Origin of the sequence: Sorangium sp. So ce295 (genome assembly GCF_051527405.1) — a bacterium.
GTDB lineage: Bacteria > Myxococcota_A > Polyangia > Polyangiales > Polyangiaceae > Sorangium > Sorangium cellulosum_B.
Genome location: NZ_CP150324.1, coordinates 4,568,798 through 4,581,117 on the forward strand (window position 1 = coordinate 4,568,798; position 12,320 = coordinate 4,581,117).

Consider the following 12,320-nt stretch of genomic DNA (forward strand, 5'->3'; position numbering starts at 1 on the left):
CGCACCGCGTGTCCGCCGGAAGGCTCGGCTGTCATAGCTTTCACTCAGGGAGCGTAGAAACAGCGATGCGAACGGCACCTGTCCCCAACATCCCGGCCATCCCGGGGATGAACCCCGGAGTCTTCGTTCTCGGCGGCGGCGGTGACGGCGGCGGGGCCGGCGGCCGCGGAGGCGGCGCGGGCAAGGACAAGCAAGGCGCGAATGGCAAGAACGGGGGTGACAGCGCGTCGGGGGGCGGCAAAGGTGCCTGCGGCTCCGGCCAGAACGGCGGGGCGTGCCCCAACCATCATGGGAAGAAGGGGAGCGGCAAAGGCTCCAAGGGAGACCCTGTCGACATCGTGACAGGCCGTGTCTTCACCATCCCCGTCACCGACGTGCACTTGCCGGGTCCGCTGCCGCTGACGCTGACCCGCAGCTACACGAGCGCCGCGCGCGACCGCGACGTCGGGCTCGGGCGCGGCTGGTACCACTCGTACGCGTGGGAGGTGGAGGTGCACCGCGGCCGGACGAGGCTCTGGACCGGCAACGGCATGTACGTCGACTTCACGCCCATGCGCGTCGGCGAGTCGGCGGTGGGCCCCTCCGGGTGGCTGCTCGTCCGCGGCCAGACAGGCTTCGTGCTCGATCGGGGCGACGGCCGGTGGCTCGTCTTCGAGCACGCCTGGCAAGACCGGTACCTCCTGTCGGCGGAGACCGACTCTCACGACAACCGCATCTCATTCTTCTACAAGGAAGGTGTCCTGACGCAGATCGTCGACTCGGTCGGTCGCAGGGTCGAGGTCCGCTCCACGAGGGAGGGGCGCATCGCGTCGTTCGAGGTGACGAACGCGGCGCACCGGGGCCAGCTGGTCCCGTTCGCGCGGTATCGTTACGACGACGGCGGGGACCTGGTGCTCGCCGAGGACGCGATGGGCGCGGCGACCCGGTATACGTATACGGACCATCTCCTGACGTGCCAGGAGCACCCGACCGGCCTTTGCTTCACCTTCCGCTATGACGGGGAGGCGCGGTGCGTCGAGACCTGGGGCGCGTATCCGGGGCGCGAGGACGAGAGCCTCGCCGCCGACGTTCCGGCGGTGCTCGCCGATGGGATCACCGCCGCGAAGGGCATTTTCCATACGAAGCTCGAGTACGGGCCTCACAACTACGTGGAGGCGGCGGACTCGATCTCGGTCGAGCGCTTCTTCGGAAACGACTTCGGGAGCGTCGACAAGGCGGTCACGGCCGCCGGCGTCTTCTGCCGGACGTACGACGCGTGGGGAAACCTGCTGTCGTTCACCGACGCGACGGGGGCGACGACCCGCTGGGAGCGGGACGCCCGCGGGCGGGAGCTCCGGATCACGGATGCTCTCGGCCGCGTGACCACGTTCGAGCGGGACGCCGACGGACACATCCGGAGGGCGGTCGACCCTGCCGGGGGCGTCATCGAGACCGGGCGCCTCACGGGCGGGCTCGTGTGGCGCGACGCCATCGGCGCGATCTTCGAGGTGCACTTCGATCGCCGCGGGCTCACCACGCGGACCGTCGCGCCGAACGGCGGGCAGACGCTGTACCGGTACGACGATCACGGAAACCTCATCGAGAGGACCGACCCCACCGGCGCGGTGACGCAGTACACGTACGACTACTGGGGCCGCCGCCAGAGCATGCGCGACGCGTCGGGGGCGATGGTCACGTACGCCCACGATGACGCCGGCCGTCTCCGATCCGAGCGAACGCCGGACGGCGGCGTCACGCGCTACGAGTACGACCCGTCCGGAAACTGCACGTCGATATGGCACCCGAACGGCCACACCACCACGCACCGCTATGCGGGGTACAACCGGATCGTCGAGACGCGTGAGCCCGACGGGCGGATCAGCAAATATCGATACAACCGCGAGGGGCGCCTGGTCGAGGTGCACAACAGCCATGGAGAGGTGCACCGCATCCGGCTGAACGCCGCCAGGCTCGTCTCGGAGGAGGTCACCTTCGACGGCCGCACCCTTCGCTATCGTTACGACGCGATGGGGCGCGTCGTGCAGTTCGAGAACGGCCTCGGCGAGAAGACCGGGTACGTGTACGACCTCGTCGGTCGCGTCGTGGAGCACCAGTACCCCGACGGCGGGGTCGAGACGTTCGAGTACGACGAGCTGGATTACATCATCGCGGCGCACGGCCCCTCGGGCGACGTCTATTTCGAGCGCAATCTCCTGGGCTGGGTGACGTGTGAGCGGCAGGTGAGCGGCGGCGAGACGTTCTCGGTGGAGACGAAGCACGATCTGATGGGCAATGTCGTCGAGCGGAGGACCTCCCTCGGGCACCGACAGGCCTGGGTGCGCGACGTCGCCGGCCGCGCGTTGCGCGTGAAGCTCGACGGCAACGAGGAGCTCGGCGTCGTCCGCGACGCGCTCGGGCGAGAGACCGCTCGCTATTTGCCCGGCGGCGGGCGTGTGGATGTCGTCTATGACGGGCTGGACCGCATGGTCCAGCGCGCCGTGTCTCGCGGGGTCGCGGCCCCTCGGGTGGCCGCGGGGCAGCCCGATTGGGTCGGGGCGCTCCCCCATGACCTCACCGTGCGGCAATCGGTTCACTACACGCCGCAGGGCGATGTGGCCGCGGTCGACGACGATCGCTCGGGCGCCGAGCGATGGGAGCACGATCCTCGGGGTCAGGTGCTGGCGCGCACCGACGTCCACGGGCAGGGCGAGCGCTTCCGGTACGACGCGGAGGGGAACGTGCGCGAGCTCGGTCACGGCGCGCTGGAGCGCGAGTACGGGCGCGGCAACGTGCTCCTCCGGCGCGGCCCCGTGTCGTACGTGTGGGACGGCGACGGGAGGCTGATCAGGCGCCGCGTGGTCATGCCGAGCGGTCAGGAGGCCACGACGAGCTACGAATGGAACGGCGCGGGTCTCCTGAGCGCGGTGGTGCGCCCCGACGGCGTCCGGATCGAGCATGTCTACGATCCCTTTGCCCGGCGCCTCGAGAAGCGCGTGCTCAGGCGAGACGAGGGCGGGCGCATGGACACGCTGTCCACGACGCGGTTCATCTGGGACGGGGACACGCTCGTTCATGAGATCAAGCGCGAGCGGGGCCCGGAGGGCGATCGGGTCACCCAAGAGAGGACGTACTGCACCGACGAGGAGACGTCGGCGCCGTGGGCGCAGAGGGACGCGAGGAGCGGCGAAGGCGACGCCGTCTCGGCCGAGTGGTACTATTACCTGAACGACCCCGTCGGCAGACCGGAACGCCTGCTCGACGCCGCCGGGAATGTCGCCTGTGAGCTCGACCGCACGGTGTGGGGCGCGCGCCCGCGGGAAGGCGCGCGCACGGACACGCCGCTGCGGTTCCTCGGGCAGTACTACGATGACGAGACGGGCCTGGCGTACAACCGTTATCGCTACTACGACCCCGCGGTAGGGCGGTACATCAGCGTCGATCCGGTCGGGCTGCTCGGCGGGCAGAACGGGTTCTCCTATGCGGGGAATCGGCCCACGAAGATGGTTGATCCGACGGGGTTGATGTTCGCGTCCATTACCAGACGCCAGGATGCGGATGGTAATCAGCTGAAGAGCATCGAAGGGAAGAGTTCGACGGTTCAGAGTGATAATGACCTGGACCCGGCGCTCAAGGATGCCGTCGTCAATGCGCGAGACAAGTTCAAGGATCCTGATAAGCCACCCAATGATCCTCGGAATGTCGATGCAAATGGTGTAGAAAAGCCGAAAGCATCCAGTAAAGCGGGTCGATGCGCCGAGATCGATGCGTTGAACCAACAAGCCAAAGACATTCGCGGCCGCCTCAGCAAGAAGGAGGGGTGGGCGAAGATGTCCGAAGCCGAGCAAAACGCCGGTGTTCGCAACGAGCTGCGCGAAGAGTATCGCCGCGGCGCGCGAATCGAGGCGTCCAACAGGCAGAGCAAGAAAAACATATCTCCCGAGAAGCCTTGCCCATTCTGCGCGCAAGTCTTCCGCGAACTGGGCATCCACCCGGAGAACATCAACGCGGATCCGAACAAAGGCGTGTCTGATCCAGTCAAGAAGGGGGCGGGCCTCACTGCAGGCGAGGCGGTCGGGGGGGTCATGCATGACGGGAAAAAATGGGATCACGAGAGAGACGGCGTCTATGACGCGGATAGGAACGATCCGGGGAAGGGGGTGGCGCTTCAGAATCCATCTAGTACCAATGTGGTGCCGAAATTGAACCCGGACGGATCGCAGCAAGTGACGAGGCGTGATCCGAATGCGTTCCGCGATGAGCAGGGCAATTTTAGGCGGCCCGACAAGCCGCCGCCGCCACCGCAACCAAAGTTCGTGCCGCCCGAAGACGACACCGCCGCCTCGACCAAGAAATGAGCAATTCCCACGACAATGCCGTGATTCATTCTTTATTGGAAGGTCTGGAGCGCGCCCCGGGATCGGTATGGCGCGCCACTCGATCGATCCTTGCAACCGCGGCTTCGACCGCGAGCGTCCGTGGCGAACTGGATTCTCCCCAGGAGGGCGAATCTCATCTCGAGGCGGGCGGGCCGGGCCCTTGGTCCAGGCTCAAGTCTCTCTGGGCAAACTCGCGGCCTGGTGAACGGACTCTCATTCGAGCTCCGGTGGGCGCTGCAATAGGCTCGGTGCTCGGTGCGTTTGCGATATGTCTCACGAGGCGAGAACTCTCCAGGGTCGCGTTCATACCGATCGCGGTCCGTTACGGTACGGCTGACCCCTCGGTATGGGTTGCTGCGTTGCACGCGCGCCTCGGACGGTTGACTCGGACGGGACCGTTCGAGCGCGCGCTCACACCGCGCGTGGCCGATGATATCCGGCCGCTCATCGACGGCGACGAAACCCCGGAGATTCCGCTGCTCATCATTCTCGATGGCGCTGGTGACAATGACGACCCGGCTGTATGGTCCCGGCTCGGATTGTCTGAGGCATTCTCCACTGATGTTCGCGTGTGGGTCTCGGTGTCCGGTGTCGAGAGTGATGGATCGAGACGAACGGCTGCGGAGCGTGATCGGTTGTTTCATCGGGGGAACGAGTGGTCAGAGCTTTTGATCGAGGACCTGCCTGAGCGCCCAGTCGCAGAGCTGCCCGAGGACGTCGATTTCGATACGGCGTACATTCTGGCGGCCGCAAGCGGGCCAATGTCGGAGGCAGAGCTTGCCAGGGTCGCTGGTTCCAGCCGGTCGGAGGATCGAGTGAAGGATACGCTGGAGCGGCTCGGACAATGGCTTTCCCGCACCGAGGACGGCGTAGCGTTCCTGGATAGAGCATGGGGTGAAGAGGTCGTCCGCCGCTCGATCGACCATGGGCTTTCTCGCGGACACGAGTGCGTGAATGCCTACGTTCGAGCGACTCTCGATGGTGTCTTCGGAGAGGTCGATGTCGCCCTTCCCCGAGCAGAATACGTCGTTCGGTACGGCTCGATTCACCTCGTGGGTCATGAGGCGACCGGTGAAGAGATCGATCGTATTGTCGCCGAACCGATGCGCGCCGCCTGGGAGTCCTTGGACGGTGGCGCGTTTGGCTTTCGTGCGCTTGTCGTCGCTGCGTGGCGGCGAAGCCATTCTGCGTTCCTCGAGGCGGTGTCGGAAGCCGAGCGCGTCCGGTGCATGGTACAGGCGCTGCGGTTGCGAACGATCTTCGAACAGCTGGTCACTTCGCTCGTACATGCGCTCCCGGAGACGGTCGCTGGCGCCATCCGCGAAGGGATCTTTCAAGCGGGCGCAGGCGTTGAGCTGGCCAAGCCGCTGAGCGCGGAGCAGCGGATACGTCTGTGGAAGTCCGTCCGACCTGCAGTGTCGCCAGCTGCTGTGGCGTGGCCAGAGCCGTTGCTGGGCGAAGCCGAGCGCGCCGTCGCTGAGCTGGTGGAAACCGGCTCGATCCATTCATTGGTCGAGCGTGGAGCAGAGCTCAAGAGCCGCATCCTTTACGAGTTGAAGTCTCGTCGTATGATCGCGGCGCCCGCCATTGGTGCACTTGTACGAATCGCGGAGCGCCTGAGCTCTCCAGCGCGAGACGAGGTGCTCCTCCTCGCCGAGCGACGCCTCTCGGGCTTGCGTCAGGAAGAGCTGCTGGTATGGAGTGCCAGGATTGCGCGTCTCTGTCCGGACGAGCGTCGTGTCAGATTGCTTCATGAGGTGGATGCTGGGATAGTCGCCTTGCCGCGCTTGGAGGACCGGTTGGACGTACTGGCGGAGCGGCTTCGGGTGAGCTCGGAGGATGCAGCCGGAATCGTGCACACGGCTATGGGCTGGGTCGCGTCTGCCGATCGGTTCCCCGTGATGGCACGTCGCTTCCTCCAGTACGTACACGAAAGCCAGTGGAGCCGACTGGATCCTGAGGAGGCGCGGGTTCTCGTTCGACGCTGGCAGGGTGAATCCCGGGGATATTTGGGAGATATCGAGCCGCTTCTCGACCGGAACCTCCCGGCTTGGCTCGCCGATGAAGTCCAATGCAGACTTGTTGACTCGGTGAGACGGGTTGAGGGCGCCAGTCGGGTCCATGGCGCTTCCGAGTACGCTCCGCATGTCAGTGGGGAACGTCGCGCCGAGTTGTCACGCATGTTCTTCTCGGAGCCGCCGGAGGCCTATCGCGGCAGGACCAGCGCCGTCGAGAATTGGGCCGCGTTGGCAACGCTGGAAGAACTCCGTCGCATCCACCAGGACATCTTGCCACGCGTCGGACCTTGTGATGACAAGGTCTTCGCCACCCTCTCCCGTCGTGCGGTGGAGCTGGGCGATAGGGAGCTTGCGACCAGCTTCTGCGCCGCGATGGAAGGAGACGACGACCGGCATCAAGCCGAAATGGAGGTCGCTCTCGCGCTGGGTTCGCTTTCCGACGTGGAGGGTCTTCTGCGTCCGGACCTGGACGACGAGGAGGCATCTGGAATGCTCGAGCTGGTAGGGGAGGCGCTGAAGAGCGAGGAGGATGCGGCCCGCTTTGCGGAGCTCGTGCGGGGCGCAGCTCGGGCATCGAACAGGTTGCGCGCGTGGGCGGCCGTGTTCCCATCGCTCTCCCAGGGCGCGCGGGAGCGGTTGTCCGGGGCCGTCGCCGAGACGGTGAAGGAGACGCTCCGCGAGCGCCCCGAGGAGTCGGATGACGCGCTTTGCAGCATGTTCCCCTGGATGTCGGTGGAGAGCCTGTGCGATGTGTGGGGAGAGCGTGCCTCGCCCGAGGCGTGGCGCTCCACGATCTTCGAGGCCACGCCTCTCTTCACGTACGATCGGGGTTACAGGAACGGCGCGTTCCTGGACACACTGCTCCTGCGTGTGGGAGGTGAGGCCGCCCTCGTGGCCTGGGCCAGGACGCTCGCGGAGCTCGACGAGTGGTTCTCGGAGATCGGACCTTGGCCGGACTGATCGCGCGCGTTCGCGGCGATACGGCGCTCGCCGGCGGGGGGCCCATGGAGAACCCGACCCGGAGCCAGGACTGGCGATGACAGAAGTCGACGAAGAAGCCGCGATTTCAGCTTTGCTCGCCGGGCTGGAGCGCGCGCCGGACGGGGTCTGGCAGGCCACGCGGGCCCTCCTCGCCTCTCCGGCTGTGGCGGCTTGGTTTCACGGCGAGCCGCGTGCTCCCACCTCTCCGGAGCAGCGCCCGTGGTCAGCATTGGAAGCGCTCTGGGCGAGCTCCCGCCCAGGCGAGCGGGCCTTGCTCAGGGCTCCTGCGCGCTCTGGCACGAGCGCTCTGCTCGGAGCGTTCTGTCTTCATCTCACGCGGCGAGGGCTGGCCCGCGTGGCGTTCATCCCGATCTCGGTCCACGGCGGCATGGCGGATCCCTCGGTATGGGTCGCCGCGCTGCATGCGCGGCTCGGAGCGTTGACCTCCAGGAAGGCCTCCGAGCGCGCGCTCGCCCCGCGCGTGGCAGATGACATCCGACCGATCCTCGCCGGTGACGAGAACCCCGACATGCCGCTGCTGCTCGTCCTCGACGGTGCCCACGAGAACGATGATCCGACGGTATGGTCGCGCATCGGATGGTCAGCCGGGCTGCCCGGGAACGTCCGCGTGTGGGTGTCTGCGGACAATGACCCCGGTGTCACGGCCGCCCAATGGGGTGAGGTCCTTCATCGGTTGAACGATTGGTCCAATGTCGTCTTGGAGACGCCGCCGGAGTGCTCCGTCGCGGCGTTGCCTGGTGACGTTGACGCAGATACCGTGTGCGTCTTGAGCGCCGCTAGCGGGCCGATCTCGGGGGCAGAGCTAGTCCAGATCGTGGGAGGCGATCAGGCCGAGGCCCGAGTGTCTGCCACGTTCCGGAAGCTAGAACCATGGCTCTGTCACATAACGCATGGCGCTGCATTCCGTCATCGAGCTCTCGCGAAAGAGCTTGCTCTGCGCTTGAGCAGCCTGGGTGACGCCCGCGGGCGGGCGCTCTTGACCGCACATGTCCGGGCTACTCTCGACAGCTGCTCCGAAGGGAGCATCGCCCCTGTCGCTCCATCGGAGTACGTCATTCGATACGGGGCGATGCACTTCGTGCGGCACGATGCCACGGCGGGAGAGCTCGATCGCGTGATCGCCGAGCCGATGCGCGCCGCCTGGGAACCCCTGGATGGCGGTTCGTTCGGCTTTCGTGCGCTCGTCGTCGCCGCGTGGCGGCGAAGCCACGCCGCGTTCGGCGAGGCGACGTCGGAAGCCGCGCGCGGTCGGTGCATGGTGCAGGCGCTGCGGTTGCGCACGATCTTCGAGCAGATCATCAGTTTGCTCGTGCATGCGCTCCCGGACGTGGTTGCCGGTGCCATCCACGAGGGGATCTTTCGGCCGGACGCAGGCATCGAGCTCGCCAAGCCGCTGAACGAGAAAGACAGGCTTCGGCTGTGGCGGGCAGTCCGGCCCGCCGTGTCCGAGGCGGATGTAGCATGGCCAACGCCCTTGCTGCACGAAGCAGACCGCGCCGTCGGAGGGCTCGAGGCCGCCGGCGCGACCGAGCCCCCGTCGGCATACCAGCTAGACCGCAGACGCTTCGTACTGGGCGGGCTGAAATCACGTCGTGTCGTGAAGGCGCTCGTGATCGGCGCGCTCCGGCGTATGGCCGAGCGGCTCCGCTCCCCCGCGCGGGAGGAGGTTCTGCTGCTGGCGGCCAGGCGCCTTGCCGGGATCCATCCAGAGCGCCGTGCGTCCTGGGCTGCCCTGCTGGCGCCGCTCTACCCCGAGGAGCGCCGCGCCGAGCGACTCGAGGACGTGGACGCGCAGATCTCCGCCTTGCCGGAGCTCGAAGATCGCCTGGAAGTCTTGACGGAGCGGCTCCTGGGGACCTCGGCTGGAGCGAGCGCGATCGTTCAGCGAGCCATGGGATGGCTGCTGTCCTCCGAACGGTTTCCGCTCACAGCGCAGCGCTTTCTCTTTCATGTTCCCGAGAGTGAATGGAACCGGCTCGTTCCCGAGGAGGCCCGAGCGCTCGTCCGTCGCTGGCAAGGCGAATCGCGAGGATCCGCGGATTCGCTCGGGCCGCTCCGCTGCGGGCAGCTGCCTCCGTGGCTCGCGGCCGAGGTGCAGGATGCTCCCCTCGCGGAGGTGAAAGCGCGGACGGACGTCTCCGACCGCAACTACGTCGCCTCCGAGCTCGTGTCCTTCGTCGCGGCGGATGTCCGAGCAGAGCTGGCGCGCATGTTCTTCTCGGAGCCACCAGAGGCCTTTCGCGGCGAGGGCCGCGCCATCGAGAACTGGGCGGAATCGGCGACGCTGGAGGAGCTCCGCACCATTCACCAGAAGGTGTTGCCGTGCATGGGCTCTCAGATTGACGACGCGCTCGCGGCGCTCTCCCGCCGTGCAGTGGCGCTCGGCGACAGAGATCTCGCGACCAGCTTTTGCGCCGCGATGGAAGGGGACGACGACCGACATCAGGCCGAGCTGGAGATCGCGCTCGCGCTGGGCCCGTTTTCCGACGTGGAGCGCCTCGTGCGCCCGGACCTAGACGACGAGGAAGCGTCTGGAATGCTCGAGATGGTAGGGAAGGCGCTGAAGGGCGAGGAGCACGCGGAGCGTTTCGCGGAGCTCGTGCGTGGCGCTGCCCGAGCGTCGAACAGGCTGTCCGCGTGGGCGACCGTGTTCCCGTCGCTCTCCCTGGAAGCGAGGGAGCGGTTGTCCGGGGCCGTCGCCGAGACGGTGAAGGAGACGCTCCGCGAGCGCCCCGAGGAGTCGGATGACGCGCTTTGCAGCATGTTCCCCTGGATGTCGGTGGAGAGCCTGTGCGACGTATGGCGAGAGCGCGCCTCACCCGAGGCGTGGCGCCCCACGATCGCCGAGATCACGCCTCTCTTCACGTACGATCGACGCTATGACAACGGCGCGTGCCTGGACACGCTCCTCCTGCGCCTGGGGGGCGAAGCCGCGCTCGTGGCCTGGGCCAGGACGCTCGCCGGCCTCGACGACTGGTTTTCGGAGATCGGGCCCGGACCCGAAGAGGGCTGACCCCACGCGCCGGCGGCGATGTGGCCATCGCCGCCAAGGTTACCGATTCAGCTCGTCACTCCCGGACGACGCCCCTTCCGGCCGCGCTGCCGGAGCCCCAGGGACGCCGCGAGCAGCGCTGTCAGCGCGAGGGCGCCTCCGGACGGCGCGCGGCTCGCCGCGCGACAGCTACAACCAGCCGGATCGCCCGACTCCCCGCCGGAGGTGCCCCCCGACGACGCCTGGGCGGCTGACGTTGAGCTGGGGGACCCTCCACCCGTGGCCGTACCCGTCGAGGCCGCTCCTCCGGAGCCGGCGCTGGAGCTGGAGCCGGAGCCGACGCCGCCCCCGACGCCACTGACGCTGCCGTCGCCACCGCCGCTCGTGCTTCCAACCGTGGCACCTCCGCCGGCGCCCTCGCCCCCGATGGGCGAGAACTGCCAGGAGTTCACGTTGAAGAGGTACGAATCGCCGCCGGTGAAGACCAGGTACAGGTCGTGAACGCCGGTGGCGCCGTCGACCGCACACGACGTGTCGCCCCACGTCTGCCAGTCCCCGGTCGCCGCGACCGCGCAGGTTCCCACGAGCGTGCCGTCGGGCGTCTCCAGGTGGAGCTCGATGCTGCCCCCCTGCCCGGCGCTCGCGACGCGCGCGCTGAAGCTCTCCGCCCCTTCGCCGAAGTCGACCCCGCGGAGACGCACCCAGTCTCCGTCCTCGATGTTGGAGAGGTTCATCCCCCCCTCCTCGCAGGGCTCGGTCTCGATGCCGCGCTGCGCGTTGAAGGTCTCGGCTTCGACGCGCGCGTAGGGGTCGAGGTTTTTGACCTGCTTGAGCCCGTCCGTCGTGTAGGTCACTGGCACGATCGACCCGTCCTCCTTGTAGGTGAACGACTCGATCCCGAGGTTCCGGCGATAGCCCGGGGGCTCGCCGGCGTCGTTGGCGACGGAGCGATTGTGGTAGGCGTGGTACCAGGAGCCGCCGAACTCGAAGATTCCCGCGTGGTTGTTGTTGTTGTTGTTCTTCGGCGGCTGGGGCCCCACCGTGCCGCGGTGGGTGAAGCCGGAGGTGGGGCTCGAGCTCGTGAGGTAGTCGATCCGCATGCCGTTCGCGGGGTTCGTCGAGTACGACAGATAGTAAACGCCGTTCCGCTTGTGCATCCACGAGGCCTCGAAGAAGTACGGGATCGTGATCGTGGAGGCCGAGCCCGAGACGCTCACCATGTCGTTGTTCAGCTTGATGACGCGCGCGTTCTGCTCGCCGTTGCCGCCGAAGTAGAGGTACGCTTGGCCGTCGTCATCGATGAAGACCCCCGGATCGAAGAGCCAGATGTTCTGGCCCGAGGCGCCGGGGGTGCTCGAGGTGATCAGGGCGCTGCCCTTCGCGTCTTTGAACGGTCCGGTCGGGCTGTCGCTCTTGGCGACGCCGATACCTGATCCGTTGTTGGCGAAGTACATGTAGATGTTGCCGTTGCGCTCTATGAGCGCGGGGGCCCACGTGTTGGCCGCCCAGGAGGCGTCGCGGGGCACGCGGATCACTTCCCCGTGGTCGGTCCAGTTCTTCATGTCGCTGCTCGAGATGGCCACGAACGAGGCCATCTTGTAGCCGTCGTCCGAGCCGTCCGCCTTGACGTTGTCGTCGTCGTTCGAGCCGTAGAGATAGACGCGCCCGTCGTGCACCAGCGAGGCCGGGTCGGCGAGGTAGCGGTGCGAGGCGATGGGGTAATCGGCCAGCGCGGAGGGGCTCGCGACGAGCCCGACCGAGGCGAGCGCAACCCCGCAACAAGCCGTTCTCGCCAATGTACGTGAGCGACGCATGTTCACCTTACCTGTTGGTCCAGAGCCCTTGATCATGGCCGCTCGGGCGGCGCTTCGCCCCCGAACTGGTACAGGCGAGGTCCCGAGCGCAGGCTTCCAGGGCGAAGCGAAAGGATATCCCTGGGGGTCAAATGTGAAC

General features: G+C 67.0%; 6 protein-coding genes. 3 read left to right on the forward strand and 3 right to left on the reverse strand.

Features of this window, described 5'->3' with window-relative positions:
- Positions 1–65 precede the first annotated feature (65 nt).
- A complete protein-coding gene (locus WMF11_RS17355; RefSeq protein WP_437978221.1) occupies positions 66–4,334 on the forward strand; it encodes an RHS repeat-associated core domain-containing protein in 4,269 nt (1,422 codons plus the stop codon).
- Between the two features lie 443 nt (positions 4,335–4,777).
- Positions 4,778–7,333, forward strand: a complete 2,556-nt coding sequence (locus tag WMF11_RS17360; protein WP_437978222.1) for a hypothetical protein — start codon at positions 4,778–4,780, stop codon at positions 7,331–7,333.
- A 904-nt stretch (positions 7,334–8,237) separates the two neighbouring features.
- Here the strand turns inward: WMF11_RS17360 and WMF11_RS17365 are convergent.
- Both WMF11_RS17365 and WMF11_RS17370 read right to left on the reverse strand, forming a co-directional pair.
- Positions 8,238–8,723, reverse strand: coding sequence for a hypothetical protein (locus WMF11_RS17365; protein ID WP_437978223.1), 486 nt, complete (start codon positions 8,721–8,723; stop codon positions 8,238–8,240).
- A 237-nt stretch (positions 8,724–8,960) separates the two neighbouring features.
- Positions 8,961–9,326 carry a hypothetical protein gene (locus WMF11_RS17370; protein ID WP_437978224.1) on the reverse strand — a complete coding sequence of 122 codons (366 nt, stop codon included), beginning with the start codon at positions 9,324–9,326 and terminating at the stop codon, positions 8,961–8,963.
- Positions 9,327–9,491: 165 nt separating this feature from the next.
- On the opposite strand from WMF11_RS17370, the gene WMF11_RS17375 reads away from it, so the two are divergent.
- Entirely contained in the window at positions 9,492–10,388 is an 897-nt protein-coding gene (locus WMF11_RS17375; RefSeq protein ID WP_437978225.1) for a hypothetical protein, read from the forward strand.
- A 47-nt stretch (positions 10,389–10,435) separates the two neighbouring features.
- Here the strand turns inward: WMF11_RS17375 and WMF11_RS17380 are convergent, their stop codons facing one another.
- Positions 10,436–12,181, reverse strand: a complete 1,746-nt coding sequence (locus tag WMF11_RS17380; RefSeq protein ID WP_437978226.1) for a glycoside hydrolase family 43 protein — start codon at positions 12,179–12,181, stop codon at positions 10,436–10,438.
- Positions 12,182–12,320: the final 139 nt, after the last annotated feature.